Origin of the sequence: Streptomyces sp. NBC_00102, assembly GCF_026343115.1 — a bacterium.
Taxonomy (GTDB): domain Bacteria; phylum Actinomycetota; class Actinomycetes; order Streptomycetales; family Streptomycetaceae; genus Streptomyces.
In genome coordinates this window covers 2222025-2242050 of the sequence record NZ_JAPEMC010000001.1, presented here as the reverse complement: position 1 = coordinate 2242050, position 20026 = coordinate 2222025, and the positions used below count along the sequence as shown (strand labels likewise).

Sequence of the window (20026 nt, the reverse complement as noted above, 5' to 3'; positions counted from 1 at the left end):
TGCATAGGGTGGGCGCCATGACGAGTGAACTCCCCGACATGCGCGCCTCCGACGCGGAACGGGAACGGATCGCCGAGATCCTGCGGGACGCCATGGCCGAAGGCCGCCTGGACATGGGTGAGTTCGAGCAACGGCTCGAATCGGCCTACGCGGCGCGCACGCGGGGAGAGTTGACCCCGCTCGTCCGTGATCTGCCGCTTTCCGGGGAGCAGTTGCCGGACGTGGGCGGGGCCGCGGTGACCGCGTGGTCGGAGCGGATCGGGGGAGAGCCGACGTCGAAGGGCGGGTTCGCGTTCTGGGGCGGCTTCAGCCGCAAGGGGCGATGGACCGTGGGCCGGACGTTCACCTCGTTCGTGATGTGGGGCGGCGGGGTCGTCGATCTGCGCGAGGCCCGTTTCGCGGAGCGCGAGGTGACGATCCGCTGCGTCGCGATCATGGGCGGTATGGGTGTCACCGTGCCGCCGGACGTTCATGTGCGGGTCAACGGAACCGGATTCATGGGCGGGTTCGACGAGCGGGCCAAGGACGAGGGCGAACCCGCCCCGGACGCGCCGAGGGTGACCGTCACCGGCTTCGCCCTGATGGGCGGTGTCGGCGTGGAGCGCAGGTGGAGCAAGGCGGAACGCCGCCGCCGCAAGGAAGCCGAAGCGGAAGCCAGGGCGAAGGCGGTGGGCGGGCCGGGGGAGTCGCGGGGACCGGGCGGCGGCAAGGGGCTGCGCTGAGGCCGGTGGGCCGGCCGCCGGGCCCGGTGCGCAGGGCCGCGCCGGGCCGGGTACGCGCCGGGTACGGTCCGCCGGCCGCAAGCGACGCTGAAGCCTTGAAGCCTTGAAGCCTTGAAGCCTTCAGCGCTTCGGGCCGCCGGACAGCAGGCCGGGGTCGATGCTGTCGGCGAGGGCCTGGTAGCCCCGGTCGTTGAAGTGCAGATGGTCGCCGCTGTCGTAGTCCGCCCGGATGCGTCGCGGTGCGGCCGGGTCGCGGACCACCTCGTCGAAGTCCACGTACGCGTCGAACACCCCGCCGGCCCGGATCTGTTCGTTGACCTCCTGCCGGATGGCCTCGCGGGACGGCGTGAAGTTCGCGATGCCTTCGAACGGGGTCAGGGTCACCCCGATCACCCGCAGCCCCCGGGCGTGGGCCTGGTCGGTGAGCCGGCGCAGGGCGTCCACCACCCGCTGCGGGTCCAAGTGCCAGGCGGCGGTCTGGGCGTCGTTGATGCCGAGCGCGACGATCACGGTACGCACTCCCGTGACGCCCAGCGCGTCCCGCTCGAAGCGGGTGACGCCCGCGATGCCGCCCCGGCCGTCCGACAGCAGCCGGTTCCCCGAGATGCCCTCGTTCGCCACGCCCCAGCTGCCCTTCAGGCGGTCGGAGAGCAGGTCCGGCCAGCGTCTGTCGGCATCGGGGGTGGAGCCGCTGCCCGCCGTGAGCGAGTCGCCGAACGTCACGACGGTGCCCGAGGCGGCCGTGCTGAAGACGTCCACGGCCGTCAGGTAGCGCCACTCGTCGATGGGCCGGGTGGTGCGGGCGTCGACCAGGTACGAGGTCTGGAACGAGGCGGGGTGCTGGGTGATGTGCCCGCCGGTCACGGGCGTACGGAAGGACACCACGAGGTCCGAGTCGGCCGCGATCCTCGTACGGACGGAGTCGCTCACGACCTGCCCGCCCGCCGGGACGGTGACCCTGCTCGCGCCGTCGAACGTCACCGCGTGGGAGCCCACCCGCGCCCGGTCGACCACCAGCGCGCCGGTGCCGAAGAGGTTCGAGAGGGTGATGCGCGCCGCGTAACCGCCGGTGCTGGTGTGCACGGTGTTGCGTACGGTCGTGCCCGCCGGAGCGTAGGTGCCGGCCGGGGCGGCGCGTACCGGCGCCGCGGTCCAGGTGGCGACCCACCGGCCGCCCGCTCCGGCGGACTCCCGCCCCGAGGGGTGCTCGCCGGACGCCCGCACGTCGGTGTCACGGGGGTCGGTGAACCGCGCCGTACCGAGGGCGAGCGCCGCGGCGAGCACGGCGGTACCGGTCACGAGGGCGGGCAGCAGGGCACGCCTGCGGAGGCCGGAGCCCCGGCCGGGCGCGTGGGAGCCGGGCTCGCGGGGGCCGGGCTCGTGGGGGCCGGGGTCCGGTCCGGCCTGGTCACTACGGGCGACCCTGGACATGTGCGGTACGTCTCCTCGTGCTCGGCCCCGGGGGCCGGGGAAGCCGGTGTGCGACGGGCCGCCGGGAACTGGGCGGGCGGCCCGGGAGTAGGACAGTGGGGACAATGCGTACAGCGGGGGGAAGACGTGTACGCGAACGGGTGGCGCGGTCGGGGCGACCGGGCGTACGGCGGACCGGTACACGGCAGAAAGCGAGGCGGGACGCGGTGGATGGTAATGAACCGGGCGCGGGCACGGGGCCGGAACACGGCACGGACGCTCATCCGGATCACGGCGGGAGGACGGGAGCCCCGGCCGGCGTGACGGAGGGCCGGGGCGCCGGGGCGGGCCCCGGCGGTGGCCCGGACGGCGTCGCTGCCGACGGTACGGCACGGGCTCCGCGCGGCGCCGGACGGGCCGCCGCGCCCCTGGCCGCCTTCGCGTACACCGCCGCCGACGAGGAGAAACGGCGCGGGGTGCGCCGGATGAAGATCACCGCCACCGGGCTGTTGCTGCTGGTCGCGGTCGTCTACACGCTCGCCACCTGGGCGAAGAACTCCGGTGTGGGCGGCTGGCCCGGCTACGTCGCCGCCGCGGCCGAGGCGGGCATGGTGGGTGCGCTCGCCGACTGGTTCGCCGTGACGGCTCTCTTCCGGCGGCCGCTCGGCCTGCCCATCCCGCACACCGCGATCATCCCGACGAAGAAGGACCAACTGGGGGCGTCGCTGGGTTCGTTCGTGGGCGAGAACTTCCTCTCCGCGGACGTGGTGCGGGGCCGTATCCACGCGCTGGGCGTCGGCGGGCGGGTCGGCGCCTGGCTCGCGGAACCGGCCCACGCCGACCGGGTCACCGCCGAACTGGCGACGGCGCTGCGCGGGGCGCTGACCGTGCTGCGGGACGCCGACGTACAGGCCATCGTCGGTGAGGCGATCACCCGGCGGGCCGACGCGGTGGAGGTGGGCCCCGGGCTCGGGAAGATGCTGGAGAAGGTGGTGGCCGACGGCGGTCACCGCAAGGTCGTGGACCTGGTCTGCGTCCGCGCGCACGACTGGCTGGTTCTGCACGGTGACGCGGTGATGGACGCGGTGCAGGGCGGTGCGCCCGGCTGGACCCCGAGATTCGTCGACAAGCGCGTGGGGGAGCGGGTCTACAAGGAACTGCTGCGGTTCGTCACGGAGATGCGGGACATGCCGGGCCACCCGGCGCGCGACTCCATCGACACGTTCCTGGCGGACTTCGCCGCCGACCTCCAGACGGACCCGGACACCCGGGAGCGGGTGGAGCGGCTGAAGTCGGAGATCCTGGGGCGCCGCGAGGTGCAGGACGTGATCGCCTCCGTCTGGTCCTCCGTACGCACGATGATCCTCGCGGCGGCCGAGGACGAGCGGAGCGAACTGCGGCTGCGGGCGCGGGCCTCACTGATGTCCCTGGGCGCCCGCCTCGCCACGGACCAGCGGCTTCAGGCCAAGCTGGAGGGGTGGCTGGAGGACGCGGCGGCCTACGTCGTCACCACCTACCGCACCGAGATCACCTCGCTGATCAGCGACACCGTGGCGGGCTGGGACGCCGACCAGACGTCGAGGAAGATCGAGGCCCACATCGGCCGGGACCTCCAGTTCATCCGGATCAACGGCACGGTGGTCGGCGCGCTCGCCGGACTCGCGATCTACACGGTGTCGCGGGCCCTGGGGGGATAAGGCCGGGATCCGCACGTCATGTCCGTCCCGGTCGCCGGGGGTGGTGTTCCCGCCCGGCGACCGGGACGACCGGGGTGCCCCGGGTCGCTCAGGCCGCGCGGCGGGTGACGGCCCAGGAGGCGGCGGCGACCCCGCCGGCGACGGTGAAGACGGCGGGCCAGGCGCCGAGCTTCTTGGCGAGCACGTGCGAGCCGGCGAAGGCGGCGACGTACGCCGTGGTCAGCCCGGCGGCGGCGCGGGGGCCGGCCGTCCTGTTCCACTCGTACGCGGCGGCCGCCCCGGCGACGGCGAGCGCGGCGCCGCCCAGGGGCCGCTTCCGGGTCCACCGGGCCACCCCGTAACCGCCGACGAGCCCGCTCGCCGCCACCGCCGCTGCCGGAATCTTCGCCATGGCAGGCACCTTCGCTTTCGTGTTGTCGTCAGGCCCCGTGCCGACGCGTCCCGCGTCCGGGGATTCCGAGGCTAACGCGCCGATACGTGCCCGAACCACGGACCCCGGGGACACAGGGGTGCACAGGCGTTTACCCTGGGGGTGAACGCCTGTGCACCCGTCGGGCGTGCCCGCCCTCACCGCCCTCACCGCCTTCACCGCCCTCACCGCCTTCACCGCCTTCACCGCCCTCACCGCCTTCCCGGAGAACGCATGCCAGCGGACATACCCACCCCGCCCCCGACGCCCGCCCGGCCCACCGCCCCGACTGCCGGAAAGGGCGCCGGAGTCCCGAAGTCGCCCAGCCTGGCGATGGCCATCCTCGCCTTCTGCGGCGTCGTCGTCGCGGTCATGCAGACGCTCGTCGTCCCGCTGCTGCCGCACATCCCGGAGCTCACCGGCGCCACCCCGTCCGCCGCGAGCTGGCTCGTGACCATCACCCTGCTGACCGGAGCGGTCTTCACCCCGGTCCTCGGCCGCGTCGGAGACATGTACGGCAAGCGACGCGTGCTGCTCGCCTCGCTCGTCTCGCTCCTCGCCGGTTCCGTGCTCTGCGCGATCAGCTCCCACATCGGCGTCCTCATCACCGGCCGCGCGCTCCAGGGCGCGGCGCTCGCCGTCGTACCGCTGGGCATCAGCATCCTGCGCGACGAACTCCCCCCGGAGCGCGTGCTGCCGGCCGTCGCCCTGATGAGCTCCACGCTCGGGATCGGCGCGGCCGTGGGCGTACCGGTCGCCGCGTTCGTCGTGGAGCACTTCGACTGGCACACCATGTTCTGGGTGTCCGGCGTGATCGCCCTGATCGACATCGTGCTGGTGTTCCTCTTCGTGCCGGAGTCACCGGTGCGCGACCGGGGCCGCTTCGACGCGGTCGGCGGGCTCGGGCTCGCCGCCGTACTCGTCTGCCTGCTGCTCCCCGTCACCCAGGGCGGCGACTGGGGCTGGACCTCCCCGGCCACCCTCGGCCTCCTGGTCGCCGCCGTGGTCATCGGGCTGCTCTGGGGCGTGTACGAACTCCGCGCGGCGAGCCCGATGGTCGACCTCCGGGTCTCCGCCCGCCCCGCCGTCCTCTACGCCAACCTCGCGGCGCTCCTCATCGGCTTCGCCTTCTACGCCAACTCCCTGGTGACCGGGCAGATGGTGCAGGAACCGAAGGTCACCGGGTACGGACTCGGCGCCTCGATCGTCGTCAGCGGGCTCTGCCTGCTGCCCGGCGGGGTCGCCATGGTGCTGCTGTCGCCCGTCTCGGCGCGCATCTCCGGCGCGTACGGGCCGAAGGTCAGCCTGGCGCTGGCCTCGGTGATCATCGCCGTCGGATACGGCGTCCGTTACTTCACCAGCCACAGCCTCTGGACGATCGTGGCCGGCGCGACCGTCGTCGCGGCGGGCACCGCCATCGCCTACTCCGCGCTCCCCGCACTGGTGATGCGGGCGGTACCGGTCAGCGAGACCGGCGCCGCGAACGGGCTGAACACCCTGATGCGCTCGGTCGGCCAGGCCTTCTGCAGCGCCGCCGTCGCCGCCGTGCTGAGCAACGTCACCTTCGAGGTCGGCGGCCTCACCGCCCCGACGCTCCACGCGTACCAGCTGGTCTTCCTGATCGCCGGAGCCGCCGCCGTGCTCGCGCTGCTGGTCACGCTGCTGCTGCCGGGAACGGGTGGTGCGAAGACGGGTACGGTCGAAGGTACGAACAAGCGGGCGGACCGGAAGGCAGGTGCGCCGGCCGCAGCCATTCAGGAGGGCGCATGACCGGTCGGGCCGCAGCGCACGCCGTACCGCCGGGACCGCACGGATCACCGGAGCCGGCGGGGTCTCGCCCGGAGGCATCGGTGGCGCCGGACTCCGGCAGCGGCAAGGCGGCGATCCTGCTGGCGGCCCGGCGGGCGTTCATGCGGAACCCGTACGCCGAGGTCACCATCAGGGGCATCGCGGCCGACGCCGGAGTGAGCCCGTCCCTGGTGGTCAAGCACTTCGGCCGCAAGGACGAGCTCTTCAACGCCGTCGCCGACTTCGGCCCCGAGGCCGACGCGATCTTCGACGCCCCGTTGGACCGGTTGGGCCGGCACATGGTGCTCACACTCGTGCGCCGCCGCCGGGCATCCGGCTCGGACCCTTTCCTGCGGGTGGTCTTCTCGCTGGGCAACCGCGACGAACGCGTCCTGCTGCGGCACCGGTTCCACGAGCAGGTCACCGACCGGCTGGCCGCGCGGCTGCCGGGGCCCGACGGCCGGCTCCGTGCCGAACTCGTCGCGGGCCAACTCCTCGGCCTCGGCGCGGCCCTCGCCCTGCACCCCGAGGGGGAGGGATCCCGCACCACCCCGGAGCGCCTCGCGGACCTCTACGCGCCGGCGCTCCAGACCCTGGTCACGGGGGCGGACGGGGTGGGCCGGCCGGACGGGGTGGGCCGGCCGGACGGCGGGAGTCAGGACGGATACGTGTCGTAGCAGTCGGGCACCGGGTAGTACAGCGCCTCCCACGTCAGCGCGCCGATCACGCCGTCCTCACGCAGCCCGTGACACCCCTGGATCCACTTGATCTTCGTCTGCGTGGCCGCCCCGAACTTCCCGTCCACCTTGAGCTTCGGCACCAGCCCGCCCCACACGTTGCTCAGGCACTGCGCCTGCTTCACCGCGGCCCCGCTGCTGCCGGACCGGAGCACCGGCCGGTTCGAGGTGGCGGTGTACGCGCACCCGCCCGGCACGGCGGCCACGGTGGGCGCGGCCGTCTCCGGGGCGGCGGCAGCCCCGGGTGCGACCGCGAGGGCCCCCAGGGTCAGCGCCGCGGCACCCGCGAGGGCGACGACACGGCGCCTGCGGGCTGACGGGCGCGCGGGAGGAACGGATGAGGAGGCGGTACGGGAGACGGTCATGCCGGAACCTCCGGTTCGGGGTACGACTGGCTCCGGCGGGCCCGCCAGGTCTGGCCCGGCGCGGCCCGGTGGAGCACACACCGCGATCCGGACCGGGCTCTCCCCTGTCCCTGCGGAGCCCCGGCGGGCCGCAGTGCGTCCATCAACGTAACCACAGGTGAGCGCGGTGAGCAGGGCGTGCGGTGGGGCGTGCGGTGGGCGGTGGGAGCGCGGGCACGTCCCGGGTCGCGCCGGGGTGCCGGGGTGGGGGCGCCGGGCCGGGCTCGGTCTGGGGTGCCGAGGGTGGGGGCGCCGGGCCGGGACACGTGGGCCGGGCTCGGTGTGGGGTGCCGGGGGAGCCCTCACCAGACGAGGACGCCCCCGCCGATCGCCAGGGCCCGGTGGCAGGCCGCCTCGATGTTCGTGAGCCGGTCGCCGATCGCCCGCACACCGTCCGGGCAGTCGCCCTGCGCCGTGCCCCGGGCGATCGGAGCAAGGCTCCTCCGCAGCAGCGCGCACTCGTCCAGCAGCCCGATCACCTCGTCGGGCTGCGCGACGAGCCATCCGCCGACGAGCCGGGGGAAGAACCGAGCCCCGAGCGCCCGTACCGCCTCCGCCCCCCAGACGGCCGTCCGCCAGACCTCCGGACCTGCCAGGTCCGAGCTGCCCTCGGGGACCTCCTGCACGTGCGACTCGCCGTCCTCGTCCAGCAGGAACACGTCCACGCTCAGGGTCATGGAGGCAGTGCAGCACGGGAGTCGGGGCCGGAGCCACCCCGTTTCCCGGGCACGGCTCCGACGCAGACGCAGACGCAGACGCAGACGCAGACGCAGACGCAGACTCAGACTCAGACTCAGACCAGGCTCTGGATCACGTCACTGCGGCCCGACATGTGGACGACCCGGGTCAGGGCACCGTTCACGAACGGCATGCGCGGGGACACATGGCCGCACTCGACGTCGGCGACGATCGGTACGCCCAGCATCCCGAGGGCGTCCACCACCGCCTCGTGCTGCGTCATGGTGGCATCGTCGGGGGCCGAAGTACGGCCGACGAGCACGGCGTTGGCGTGGTCGAAGAAGCCGTTGATCCGCAGGCCGTGGAGGTTGCGGCAGATGGTGAAGGCGTTGTCCTCACACGCCTCGACGTAGACCACGAGCCCCTCCGGCGCGTGGTCGCGGGCGAAGGCGCGTACGTCCAGATACCGGCTGCCCGCCAGATTGGCGAGCGTCTCCACGCACCCGCCGACGAGCCTCCCCGTCACGTCCACGTCGCCGGTGCCGCCGTCGAGCCGGGTCCACCGGCCGTCGGTGTCGAGGCCGAGGTCGTCGTTCCCCGGCTTCCCGGTCCAGTCGTCCCAGCCGGCGGACCGGTACCGGCCGGGCGAGGACTGGGTGAACCGGCTCCCAGTCTCCGACTCCACGACGTCCAGCCACGAGAGCAGGCCGTCGGGCGTCCGGTAGGGCGTGTCCATGAGGTTGCTGCCGTGCACGGTCGCCGTGCCGGACAGCAGCGTCAGCGGCGTGATCAGCGTCGTTATGTCCGAGTACCCGACCACCCACGTCGGTTCGGCCGCGGCGACCTTCTCCCAGTCGATCAGCGGCACCACGTCGATCGCCGTCTCCCCGCCCCACGGCGGCACGACGGCCCGAATGCCGGGATCGGTCAGGAACGCCTCGAACTCGGCGGCCCGTTCACCCGCCGGCGCGCTGACATGCCGGGACCCGTCCATGCACGCCCCGACCACCACCTCGTACCCCCGGTCCTCCACCACCCGCACCGCGGCGTCGAACCGCCCCCGGAGCCTCTCCGGAACGCCGGACGAGGGAGAGGTGACGGCGACACGGTCACCGGGGCGGAGGGGGCGGGGGTATCTGATGGTCATACGGCGACTCTGGCACGCGACTCACGGCTGGGGCCAGGGGATTTGTGGGGTGGGGTACTTCAGGCGGGTGATGGCCGCTGCACGCGTATCCCCATTATCTGGACCGGGTGAAGGTTTCTTCGCGCGCCTGGGACGCCGCTGTCAGCAGGCGGCCAGCGTCGTCGTACTGCTTCTGCTCGTGGAGCGCGGCAGCGATGCTGATGACGGCCTGGGCGTCTCGGCGTGCGGCGGTCGTCAGGACCTGGTTGGCGGCCTCTTCCAGCCCTGCGGCCCGGCAGCCGGCGACGAAGACCTGGACATCATGTGCGGTGAGATTCGTCGCGGCGCTCCACATCATGATGTCTGCCTCTCTGTACCGGCTCGTTGACAGAGTGTCAGCGAGCTCGCTGACTGCAGCCGGCCATGTCTCTTCCAGAAAGCTGGAAGTGTGCCGGTCCCCCTGCTGAAGGGGGACCGGCACATCGGTCCGCGTCGGTATCTCGATTTTGGTCCGCCGGCCGTACCTGCGGGTGCGGAGATGCCGTGGCAGAACCCGGTGTGCGGAGCGGGGAATCGGCGGCTCCTCTTCCCCTGCTTCGCCTCCGGGAGACGTCTCCGACAGTGACACGGAGGCGGCCGTATCCCGGGAACAGCACGCACAGTGCCTGAACAGGGCTTTCTCTCGCAGTTCAAGCAGGGTGCTGAGGGAGCACGGCATCTGCCCGCCGCGGGCGATGACCTCGGTCTCGATGTTCGCGAAGAGGCTGGCCAGATGAGCTTCCTCGGGTACCCGGCCACCGTTCAGGTGGTTGGACAGCGAGCTCGCGGCCAGCGGGATGGCTTGCGCGATCTCCGCCTGGGTGCACTGGCTTTCTTCACGAACCTTTCTGAGCTGCGCGACGAACCGACGCTTCGCACAAGAGACCGTGTCAGGAAGAGGCTTCCATTGGTGGTGCTTGCTCGCGGGCAACCGGACGCTCCTAGGGGGCGGGCCAGGTATGGGCTGGTCTCAGTGAATGAATCTGTTGATTGTCTGTCGTGGCCGCAGTGACGCGAAAGGCTGTGTTGTTTTCCATCTGCCCTCGAAACCGCTCAAGGGCTGGCGTTCGGGCTCCCGAGCAGCCCAGAGTTGCTGCCACGAGAGCCAGTGGCGCGGTGCGACCCGTTCCGGCTCGGCTTGGTGTGCCCGTGGAGCACGTGAAGCGAGGAGAGCAAGATGACCCTGCCGTCGTGGACGGACGAGAATCTCGGGACCATGAAGCGTGCTGCTCTGTGGCTTGTCACCGTGGTGGGTGAGGACAGCATCTTTACCAAGGAACAACTCAAGGCGGCGTTGCCCGGTGTCAGCCAGGTCGACCGGCGGGTGCGTGACCTCCGGGACCATGGCTGGCAGATCCACAACAGCCGTGACGACATCACTCTGAGCGCTCACGAACAGCGTTTTGTGAAGATGGGTGCGCCTGTCTGGGAGCCCGGCAAGGCCACCAAGTCCGCCGGAACTCTGACGGCCACCCAGCGACGTGAGGTGCTCTCCCGGGACGGACACTTCTGCCGTTCGTGCGGAATCACGCCGGGTGAGTCTTACGAGGACGGCACCTACGAGTCCGCCCAGATCGACATCGCCCGCCGTGCCGTCAGTCAGCCGGACGGCAGCGAGGAGATCCAGCTGGTCTCGGAATGCAACCGCTGCCGGGTTGGCGGCCGTAGCCAGCTCGCTGATCTCGGTGCCGTACTGACCAGCGTTGAAGGGCTCGGCGCCCTTGCGCGGAAGATGCTGGCCGGCTGGGTCGCCAAGGACAAGCGGGAGTTCAGCGAAGCCGAGCGGATCTGGGGTGCCTACCGCTCTCTGCCGGCGGATTCCCGTGACGCGGTCCGCGAAGCTCTCTCCGCGGAGTAGATGGCCGGTGCCCCCGCGGCGGTGCGCCGCGGGGGCCCGTTCGTCGCACCAGCCACTCGTCAGTACGTCAAGAGGAGAAACCCAAGTGAGTACCGATTTCGGCCGCCCTCCCCTCGCCGCGGAGAACCGGGATCTTGTGGAGGAGCGGCTCCGTGAGGCCAAGCGCGCCGGCGGGGTGCCGGAGACACTGCGTATCGAGTGGCGTGGCAACCCGTTGCAGGTCGAGGTGATCGACATGCCGGTGAACTCGCTCTACTACAACCCGGGCACGCACCGGATCCGAGCGCAGCGCACCCACGACCCCCTGCTCGACCAGGAGCTGGACCGCGACGCCTTCACCCGGGTGAGCCAGGACTACTTGCACAACCTGCTGAAGGCCCTGCCGGCGGACCCCTCGAAGGAGGACCCCGACTTTGACGAGCTGAAGAAGAGCCTTGAACAGTTCGGCCAGAGCGACCCCGGCCTGATCACATACGACGGCGTCCTGGTCAACGGGAACACGCGCCGTGCCGCCCTTCAGGAGCTGGGCAAGGGCAGCATTCGTGTCGGAGTGCTGCCGGCCTCCTGCACGTGGGAAGACATCAGCCAGGTCGAGCTGTCGCTCCAGCTCCGGAGAGATCACCGGCGCGACTACTCCTACATCAACCGCCTGCTGGCGATCGAGGAGCAGCTGGCCGCTGGCCGGACCGTTCAGGTGATCGCCCGCGAATTCCGGACCACGGTACGTGCGTGCGAGCAGGACATGTGGGTCCTGCAGACCCTCAACGACCTGGTGGACCGGAGCAAGACCGGACCCGCGCAGCTGCGGCTTCTGGACTTCGAGGAGGCGCAGGAGAAGTTGAAGGAGCTGCACCGCAGGTACGTCAAAGAGTCGGCCTCCAGCAAGGAGAAGGCCGATCTGATGAAGGAGAGCCGGCTCGCGGCGATTGTCCTGGACTTCTCCAAGACCGACGTGCGGTTGATCGAACCCGAATTCAGGGCGCGTTATCTCGGGCAGCGCCTTCCCGAGTCGTTCACCTCGCAGGTGTCTGTGGCTCCGGCTGCGGCGGGTGTGGCCATTCCCGGGCTGAACCGTACGGTGCGGGCCGCGGACCCCAAGGTGGCCGAGGCGAGGGCGCTGACCGACTTCGTACTGAGGGCCAAGGCCGCCGCCGTCTCTGAGAAGACGGTTCCGGCACAGCAGTTCACCGAGGCCACCAAGGCCCTGGCTGACATGAAGAAGGCCGTCGAAGAGGCGCTGGAGCCGGCCGGTAAGGACGCGCGGTTCCGGAAGCGCAAGCAGGCGGCTCCGGACCGTGTCCTGGACGCCTGCCAGGACATCGAACAGTGCGTGACCGACCTCATGTTGTCGCGCGCCTCCCGCAGCCTTGACGAAGAGGTCTTCGACGAGGCGGTAGTCAAGCTGCGCGCGTCCCTGGCAAAGCTCGCGATGGAGTCCGCTCGCAGCATCAGCGAGCCCGGCGACGGCGTGACCTGGCTCCTCGACGCGGTGCGTGAGGAGGAGCGGTGACGGTCGTCGGAGAGCCTTCTCTGCGCATCGCCTTCGACATGACCCGGACCCGGGCCGTGCTCCGGGCCGGCGAAGGGCGTCAGCATGATCTGGCACGGCTGGCGGCGCGGTTCCCGCCTGGGGTGCAGCGGGGCACCCATGCGGTGGAGGTCGATCTGGAGGACTTCCTGGTCGGTCTCGGGGAGCTTGGCACCTGGCCCTCTCCCGAGGATGTCGACTGGGACGAAGAGCTCGCGCATTTGGTTGGCGGCGTTCTAGATGATGCTGAAGCTGCTGAACGCCAGCTTGCCGGCGCTGGCTCTGCGGAAGCGGTCACTGGCCCTGATGAGGTGGAGGGCCTTCTCGGCAGAAGCTGGACGGCGCCGCTGACCAGTTTCCAGCTGCGAGACATCGCCCGGCTTCTGTCGCTGCGCCACGGTGCGAACTTCAGCGTGCCTGGTGCGGGCAAGACGCGGGTGGGGCTTGCTGTCTTCGCGGCGATGCGCGAGCGTGGCGAGGCTCAGCGGCTTCTGGTGGTGAGCCCCAAGTCCGCATACGAGTCGTGGGAGTTCGAAAATAGCGCCTGCTTTGACGAACCCCTTCGCTTCGGTGTGATGGGGAAGTCTCCCGACCCCGCCGTGGAGATCCTGGTGGTCAATTATGAGCGCCTGGACCGTTCGCTGGCCGCGCTGGCCTCCTGGCTTCGCGCCGTCCCCTCAATGGTGATTCTGGACGAGGCTCATCGGATGAAGCTCGGCACCCGGGGAATCTACGGTTCCGCGTGCATGGCCTTGGGGCCGCTCACCCGCCGCCGACTGATCCTCACCGGTACCCCGGCACCGAACGGCGCCCGCGACCTGGAGAACCTGCTCTCGTTTGTCTGGCCGGGTCACGGCCGCCGCGTGGTCACCGGGGCGGTGGCCGGCGGTGATCTGGCCTACGCGAGCCAGATCCTGCGGCCGCTCTTCACCCGCACCACGAAGGCGGAACTCGGCTTGCCCCCATTCGAGCCGAAGATTCGTTACGTCGACATGCCCAGCTTGCATCGGGAGATCTACGACGCGCTGGTGGGCCGGTACTCGGCGAGGGCCGAGGCCGCACGTGACGACTTCGACGCTCTGGGGAAGGCCATGCTGCGGCTGCTGATGGCGGCCACCAGCCCCGCGCTGCTTGCCGAGGGCACCAGCCGGTACGAGCCGCTGACCTACCAGGTGCCGCCCCTTGAGGTGCCGCCGGATGACTCGCTCTACTCGTTGATGAGAGATCTGCCGAGTTATGAGCTCTCCCCGAAGTATCAGGAGGCGCTGAGCATCGTCGCCGCGAACGCCGAACGTGGACGCAAGACGCTGGTCTGGACGACCTTCGTCCGGAGTCTCAGCACGATGGAGCGGATGTTCGCGGCCTATGAGCCCGCTGTTGTCCACGGCGGTACGCCGGACCGTGAAGAGGAGATCCGCCGGTTCCGCGAAGACCCGGACTGCGCCGTGCTGTTGTCCAACCCGGCGACCCTCGGCGAGGGGATCAGCCTTCATCACGTCTGCCATGACGCTGTCTACGTAGACCGCGATTTCATGGCTGGCCGCTTCCTCCAGAGCTTGGACCGTATCCACCGCCTCGGTCTCGCACCCGGCACCGAAACCAATGTGACGGTACTCGCCTCCCGGGGCACGGTGGACGAAGTGGTCGCCTTGCGCCTTGAGGAGAAACTGGAGTTCATGGGGCGGATTCTGGACGACCCGTCCGTGCAGCAGCTCGCGGACCTGCAGGAAGAGGCGGCCGTAGCTGGCGGCATGGACATGGCCGACATCCGGGCTCTGCTGAGGCACGTCGATGCCGTATCAGCTCGGTGAGGGGACGAGGCGGGCCGCGACTCGCTGGCTGACGCACCTGCGCAGAGCCGATATCCCCCGGCTGCGCACAATGTTCAGCCACCACCCCGCGTACGCGGATCTCACTCCGGCCCAGTACGCGGAGGCATTGGACTGGCTGAAGAAGACAGGGATGGTGTCGCCAGACGGGCAGCCTGCGGTGCACCTGACGGATTCGGTTCCCGGACCGCTGGGTCGCGGCCTACGCCACGTCTTGTGGGAGCCCGCCTCGGAGGAGAGGAACAGGCAGACGGGCGATGAGGGCGAGCGGTCTCTGATCGCGTTGCTGCGACTCTCCGGAGCGAAGCAGGTGGTGAGGGTTTCGGCTGTTTCGGATGCCTACGGATATGACATAGACGCCATTTCTCGCGAAGGCCGGTCCTTGCACGTGGAGGTGAAGGCGACGACCAACCCGACTTGTCTAGTCGTGCACCTCACTCATCATGAATCGGACGTGATGCGAGCGGACCAGGACTGGATCATGGGTTCAGTGCTGGTCAGCGCGAGTGGGAGCGCACTGAGCGTGGCCACGGTCAGTCGCACGTGGCTGTGCTCCGTACTGCCCGCCGATCTGTCCCCGGCCGCCCGGTGGGAATCCGTCCGGCTGACCGTGCCAGGCCACGCCCTGACTCCGGGGCTGGTGGCGGACGACGCGCGGCTGATCATCCCTGCTGTCGAGCCAGCCAGCCGCTATGTGTGGGGGATGACGGACCCCGCGCCGTCTCACGCCGGTCTCGCATAGGGTGTCCGAGTCTTGGCGGACGAGCTGGGTGAAGTGTCCTGCCCGTCCTGCCACGGTGGTTTCCCAGCCTTGTCATCCGAATACGGGGCGTAGCCCGCGGGAAGGAGACAGGTCCCCGCCGCCGGAGGCCGGGTCGTTCCGTCCTTGGACGGTGGTCAGCAATGCGACACTTGCATGTCGATATCAGCCACACCAGGAGGATCCGAGCCCATGAGTGCCAGTGAGCTAACGCTGACCTCGATCGAGATCTGCGCGGGGGCGGGCGGTCAGGCCATCGGCCTTCACTCGGCCGGCTTCCGGCACCTCGCGCTGGTGGAGATCGACAAGCACGCGGTGGAAACCCTGGAAGAGAACGTGAAGAGCCGCGATGGATGGGAATGGGAGAGGAAGTACTGCGACATCATTTCGGGTGATGTCAAGGACTTTGATCCTATTCCTGCTGACGGGCAAGGCGGCCTGGCTAAGGCTGCTGAGTTCTTTGGTAAGCCGCTGAAACGAGGAGATCTTCATCTCCTGGCGGGCGGAGTTCCTTGCCCGCCCTTCTCGCACGCTGGAAAACAGCTCGGCAAAGATGATGAGCGGGATCTTTTTCCCCGAATGCTCGAACTTGTCGAAGACCTGCACCCTAAAGCGGTAATGATCGAGAATGTGCGTGGCATCAAGGACGCTAAGTTTGAGGATTACCGCACATATATCGAAGCGCGTCTTCAGGGTGGCCGGGCCAAGCGGCCTGAAGACGGCGTTGAGGAGTATTTCAAAGGGATGGGCTACACGGTGTGCATGTGGGATGTGCTAGAGGCCGCCGATTTCGGCGTTCCTCAGCTCCGCCCCCGAGCCATTCTTGTAGCCGTTCGTAAGGATGTGCTGGGGGATCTGGAATTCGTGCGTCCCACGTCGGCCGGGACTGGCCGTACGAGTGTGTTCAAGGCGCTCAAGGATTCCATGGAGGAGCGGTTCCAGCACTACATCGCTCTCGGCGGTCCCGATGCCGCGCTCGCCCGGCAGTGCCATCGCGACTGGGTGAAGGAAGCGCAGAAGGCCGAAGGCAACAAGGGCGGCGGTGTCGCTCCCACCCTGGTCGGCGGATCGAAGAAGCACGGGGGGGCGGACCTTGGTCCGAGCCGCGCCAAGGCGGCCTGGGCAGACCTCGGGATCTCTGGCATGGGTGTGGCGAATGGCAGGAAAGAAGGCCAGGAGAAGCGTGACAAGAGCAGGCTTCGAGACCTGCTGGGGCCGGACGGCCCCATGCTCACCGTCGAACAGGCCGCTCTCGTTCAGGGATTCCCTAAGGACTGGGATTTCACCGGGGGGAAGACTGCTCAGTACCGCCAGGTAGGCAATGCGTTTCCGCCGCCCGTCGCGGAGGCTGTCGCCTCCGCGATTGCCACGGTTCTCCGGCAGGCGCATGAGCGAGATGAGCGCAGAAAGCACGCTTCCGCAGCGTCAGGAAAATCCCTGCCCGAGCAGAACCCTTCGCTGGTCGCGGACGGTGCTGACGATCTCCGCCGCGCAGCGGTCTGATTCCTGGTGCTCCCAGAAGCGCAGTACAGTCCAGCCGGCAGATCTCAGCCGCTGGTCAGTGTCCCGGTCTCGGGCGACGTTCCGGGCTACTTTGTCTGACCAGTAGCCCGGATTGGTTTTGGGTGCCACGTAGTGTTCGGGGCAGCCGTGCCAGTAACAGCCATCGATGAATACCGCTACCTTCGCCGGACGGAAAACCATATCCGCTGTCCGGCGGAGGTTGGGCAGCGGCTTGGCGGCGACGCGGTAACGGAGACCGCTGGCGTGCACAAGCTGCCGTATCAGACGTTCGGGTTTTGTATCCCGGCTCTTGATCGCCTGCATGTTCCGCCGCCGTTCCGCCGATGAGGCCCAGGAGCCTTCGGGGGGCGTCCAGACTTCTGGCTCTGTCACGTCGGTCCAGTCTCTGCCATTGCCGACGCGCTTCCTGCGGTGCGCCGGGGCCTCGCGGTCGGTCTCCCGCGCCGGGGAGCGACGGAGCGAGGGACCGGACAGCCTTGCTTTCAGTCTCGCATCCTCCGAAAACCCAGCGGGAGACCAGCACGTCCGAAGGCTGCGGGACCAGCCTTCAGCTGGACTTCGATGAATCCTTGGCCCGGTACCGCAACGAGGCGATGCCTTGATCGCGATGCGGGTGCGCCGCCGGATAGTAGGCGGACGCCATGACGATCTTGGCTGGATCGACGCGGCCGCCGACGGCCACCTCCGCCAGTGTTCCCAGCGTCGGGTCAACGACCGGGTACAGGAGCACCGTGCCGCGTCGCGGTTGACGGAACCGCGAGGCGAAGGGGTCATCGGGGCTGTCCTGCCGTACCCCGGCGACGCGCTCCGCGGACTGCCGGTGAGACATACCCGAGATGCGGTTGAAGACACCGCGGGCGGTGCGCCTGCGGTGTACGAGCGTGAGCGGCCCGGCATCGCCAATGGTCGCCGCGACACTCGTACGGCCTGATGTCTGGGGCATCACCAGAAGCCAGTCGTCAGTGGCGCATCCGGTATCGCTGGGGTCCTGAAGATAGGCGAGGTGCGGCGCGAACAGGTCCGGACGGCCCCACGTGAGCCTGCTCATGATCGTCAGCAGCTGCTCATGAGGGAGAAGCGCGGTCCGCGCTGGGTAACGGATGTACTTGCCCTGGTCATCCGGATCCAGAGTGACGAAGACCGCAGGATCGGGGTCGAGTGACGTGAGGACCGGCAGCCACACCTCGGTGTTGTGCCGCAGATCGGCCGCATCCACCGGGTACGCCGTTGGCTCGACCCATTCGCCAGGAGACCGGATCTCCACCAGCTCCGCGTTGAACATCTTGTTACGTGCGGACGGCTTGATCCGGGGGAGGTGCTGGGAGACCAGTGGGCGGACCTGAGCTGGCGTGATCTGAGGCTTGCCGTCGATCATGGTGGCGTAGCGGGTGAGCTGGGCGCGGAAGGTCTCCTCATCCCGGCAGATCGCTTCGAACGCCTCGTACAGATCCACTGTCGTGGAATTGCCCGCGGGTACCTCGCGGCCGATGTAGAGACGGACCAGGTCGCGGTAGCCCGGCCGGAAGCCGAACCACCTTCCCATCTGCATCAGAGTGTCGGCTTGCTGCGTTTTGCGGCAGTAGTAGGTCACCGTCAGGCCTTCGACAGTGAACCCACGTGAGAGCTTGGTCCCGCCCACCAGGATCTTCCAGATGTGAGGGGTGCGGTCGAAGTCGAGATCCGGCTGGTCGTAGTCCCGCTCGGAGGCTCCGTTGACGACCAGTACCGGAGTGCCGCCGGAGTTGATGAGCTGGCGGGCCCGGGCGACGTATGGCTTCAGCTCGTCGTAGGTCAACGGCGTGGGCAGGTCATCGTCGGCGAAGTGCCGGAAGTCACCCTCCAGCAGCGCCGCCAGGCGGGAGTGGCCGTCCTGCCCCGTGTACGCGGACTGGTGCCAGAGCGAGCTGATCCGCAGAGCGAGCGCGGCGTGCTCCGCCATGCGAACGGACTCATGGACCAGCATGGTGTGGTGCCGGAACGGGCCGTCGGCGACACCGCGGTCCGCCCGGTAGAGCTTGAGGGCACCGGTGAGCACGAAGGCGTCCAGGGCCTCCTGGAGGCGGTCCCCGGTGCTGTCGTAGATACCGCGGATGTGCGCGCGCTCAGCGGGTCCCTTGCCAGCGTCCTCGTCGGTGTCCAGGTCGTGGAACTTCCGTACTCCCATGTAACCGACTGGGCGGGGCAAGGAGATGAGGAAGTCGCGCGGGAAGATGTCCTCCCCGTCGCCAGGGTCGACAAAGACGTTGGCGAACGGCGTGGCGGTGTAGCCGACGTACTGAGCACGCGGCAGGAGCTTGAGGAGCTTCGTGATCTGGCCGTTGATCGCCGAACGGGAGGTGGTGTCGTTCTCCCATTTCTTGGGATCCGTCGTATTGACCGAGGCCTGGTCGGACTCGTCATCAATGATCAGCGCGGGGATCTCCTCGATGAGCGGGCCGATCTTCTTCAGATCGGTGAGCAGCTTCTCCAGGACCGCTTTGTTCTTCTTCACGACCATGATCCGCGCAGCCGCGCGATGCAGGTTGTCGGGTGCGTACAGCGGCTGAGTCCGGTCCTGCTTCTCGATTTCGAGGGTGCGGATTCCGTTCAACAGGCTCTTGTAGTCGTTGTCGCGGGTGGTGAGACGTTCGATGTCAAAGCCACCCCGTGCGGACGGGCGGCCACCATGGCTGACGAACTTGGCCGGCCAGTCCTCGTCGTCCTGGTAGTCGATGCCGACCAGAGCGTCGGGGTCCGTGGGGTCGGCGCCCCGCAGGATGTTCTCCCTGCCTATCAGCTCCATGTCCAGGCGGCGCTGGGTCTGGCCTCTGAGCAGGTTCAGAGTGCCACCGAGAACGATGACCAGGCGGTACCCGGCGTCGATCGCCTTGGCGGTCACTCCGGTGAAGTTCGCGGTCTTTCCCGACTGCACGTAACCGACGACAAGTCCGCGGGCGCCGTATGCCTTGTCGCGGGTCGGATCGGCGAGGCGTTCCACAACAGCGTGGCTCGCCTCGCCGAGGCTGGAGACCGCGGCGTCGGACCAGCCCTTGCGGCGGAGGAGCTGCTCGTAGGAAGCCCAGTAGAACGAACGGGCCGCAGCTTCGTCTCGCGAGTACCAGGACGTGAACTCTTTGCTGATGACGGTTGGTCCAGGCTCCTTGAAGACCGGGACGGCCTCGTCGAGCGCCTTACGGACCTCCGGGCCGAAGCCGAGGCGGCCGTAGGCGTCTGCCCGTCGCTCGTCAGTGCGCGGTGGGGAAGCCGACCAGTCGGCCTGTTCGGCCAGATCCCAGTCGGTCAGAGTGCGGTGCCAGAGCGCGGTGAGCGCGTCTCCCCGGCCGCTTGTGGTGATCCGGTCAGCGAAGTGGCTCAGGCTCGTGAGGTCCGGTTCTTCCGCCTCCGAAAGCGCGAATGCCAGCTTGGTGAAATGCCGGGGACCCCGGCGCATAGCTCCCAGCACGTCATCGTGCAGGTTGAAGAGATGATCAGTCATGGAGCGGCTTTCCCTGGAGGTGATGGTGCCTGACGCGACGAG

The 20026-nt window shown here is 69.2% G+C and carries 17 protein-coding genes; 9 read left to right on the top strand and 8 right to left on the bottom strand.

The features are described 5' to 3' along the window. Positions 1-38: 38 nt before the first annotated feature. Complete coding sequence (locus OHA55_RS09840) at positions 39-722, top strand: DUF1707 domain-containing protein (protein ID WP_266710510.1); 684 nt, start codon at positions 39-41, stop codon at positions 720-722. A 120-nt stretch (positions 723-842) separates the two neighbouring features. On the opposite strand, the gene OHA55_RS09835 is transcribed toward OHA55_RS09840, so the two are convergent. Then, positions 843-2153, bottom strand: a complete 1311-nt coding sequence (locus tag OHA55_RS09835) for an SGNH/GDSL hydrolase family protein (protein WP_266704814.1) — start codon at positions 2151-2153, stop codon at positions 843-845. 104 nt (positions 2154-2257) lie between these two features. Between OHA55_RS09835 and OHA55_RS09830 the strand changes: the two genes are divergently transcribed. Continuing rightward, a complete protein-coding gene (locus tag OHA55_RS09830; protein WP_266704812.1) occupies positions 2258-3829 on the top strand; it encodes a DUF445 domain-containing protein in 1572 nt (523 codons plus the stop codon). Positions 3830-3917: 88 nt separating this feature from the next. Here OHA55_RS09830 and OHA55_RS09825 read toward each other — a convergent pair whose 3' ends face one another. Continuing rightward, on the bottom strand, positions 3918-4220 hold the full coding sequence (locus OHA55_RS09825) for a hypothetical protein (protein WP_266704810.1): 303 nt from the start codon (positions 4218-4220) through the stop codon (positions 3918-3920). Positions 4221-4472: 252 nt separating this feature from the next. Between OHA55_RS09825 and OHA55_RS09820 the strand changes: the two genes are divergently transcribed. Both OHA55_RS09820 and OHA55_RS09815 read left to right on the top strand, forming a co-directional pair. Then, the gene (locus OHA55_RS09820; RefSeq protein WP_266704808.1) at positions 4473-6008 is read left to right on the top strand and encodes an MFS transporter; all 1536 of its coding nucleotides are present in this window, start codon (positions 4473-4475) and stop codon (positions 6006-6008) included. Between the two features lie 80 nt (positions 6009-6088). Next, positions 6089-6703, top strand: a complete 615-nt coding sequence (locus tag OHA55_RS09815; RefSeq protein ID WP_266704806.1) for a TetR/AcrR family transcriptional regulator — start codon at positions 6089-6091, stop codon at positions 6701-6703. Here the strand turns inward: OHA55_RS09815 and OHA55_RS09810 are convergent. From OHA55_RS09810 to OHA55_RS09795, 4 genes are all read right to left on the bottom strand, one after another. Beyond that, positions 6682-7128: a peptidoglycan-binding protein gene (locus tag OHA55_RS09810; protein ID WP_266704804.1), complete on the bottom strand. Its 447-nt coding sequence runs from the start codon at positions 7126-7128 to the stop codon at positions 6682-6684. The two genes, OHA55_RS09815 and OHA55_RS09810, sit on opposite strands and share 22 nt — an antisense overlap. Before the next feature lie 341 nt (positions 7129-7469). Next, positions 7470-7844, bottom strand: coding sequence for a hypothetical protein (locus tag OHA55_RS09805; protein ID WP_266704802.1), 375 nt, complete (start codon positions 7842-7844; stop codon positions 7470-7472). 116 nt (positions 7845-7960) lie between these two features. Beyond that, the gene (locus tag OHA55_RS09800) at positions 7961-8992 is read right to left on the bottom strand and encodes a S66 peptidase family protein (protein ID WP_266704800.1); all 1032 of its coding nucleotides are present in this window, start codon (positions 8990-8992) and stop codon (positions 7961-7963) included. A 94-nt stretch (positions 8993-9086) separates the two neighbouring features. Continuing rightward, positions 9087-9941: a hypothetical protein gene (locus tag OHA55_RS09795; RefSeq protein WP_266704798.1), complete on the bottom strand. Its 855-nt coding sequence runs from the start codon at positions 9939-9941 to the stop codon at positions 9087-9089. 246 nt (positions 9942-10187) lie between these two features. Between OHA55_RS09795 and OHA55_RS09790 the strand changes: the two genes are divergently transcribed. From OHA55_RS09790 to OHA55_RS09770, 5 genes are all read left to right on the top strand, one after another. Further along, on the top strand, positions 10188-10868 hold the full coding sequence (locus OHA55_RS09790) for a hypothetical protein (RefSeq protein ID WP_266704796.1): 681 nt from the start codon (positions 10188-10190) through the stop codon (positions 10866-10868). 85 nt (positions 10869-10953) lie between these two features. After that, positions 10954-12378: a transcriptional regulator gene (locus tag OHA55_RS09785; protein ID WP_266704794.1), complete on the top strand. Its 1425-nt coding sequence runs from the start codon at positions 10954-10956 to the stop codon at positions 12376-12378. Beyond that, entirely contained in the window at positions 12375-14207 is a 1833-nt protein-coding gene (locus tag OHA55_RS09780; protein ID WP_266704792.1) for a DEAD/DEAH box helicase, read from the top strand. The genes OHA55_RS09785 and OHA55_RS09780 overlap by 4 nt, the downstream gene beginning before the upstream one ends. Next, positions 14188-14967, top strand: coding sequence for a DUF3883 domain-containing protein (locus OHA55_RS09775; RefSeq protein WP_266704790.1), 780 nt, complete (start codon positions 14188-14190; stop codon positions 14965-14967). Before OHA55_RS09780 ends, OHA55_RS09775 begins: the two co-directional genes overlap by 20 nt. 210 nt (positions 14968-15177) lie before the next feature. Beyond that, positions 15178-16488 carry a DNA cytosine methyltransferase gene (locus OHA55_RS09770; protein ID WP_266704787.1) on the top strand — a complete coding sequence of 437 codons (1311 nt, stop codon included), beginning with the start codon at positions 15178-15180 and terminating at the stop codon, positions 16486-16488. Here OHA55_RS09770 and OHA55_RS09765 read toward each other — a convergent pair. Beyond that, positions 16411-16881, bottom strand: coding sequence for a very short patch repair endonuclease (locus tag OHA55_RS09765; protein ID WP_266704785.1), 471 nt, complete (start codon positions 16879-16881; stop codon positions 16411-16413). The two genes, OHA55_RS09770 and OHA55_RS09765, sit on opposite strands and share 78 nt — an antisense overlap. Before the next feature lie 175 nt (positions 16882-17056). Beyond that, positions 17057-19984, bottom strand: a complete 2928-nt coding sequence (locus tag OHA55_RS09760) for a Z1 domain-containing protein (protein WP_266710508.1) — start codon at positions 19982-19984, stop codon at positions 17057-17059. Between the last annotated feature and the right edge of the window lie 42 nt (positions 19985-20026).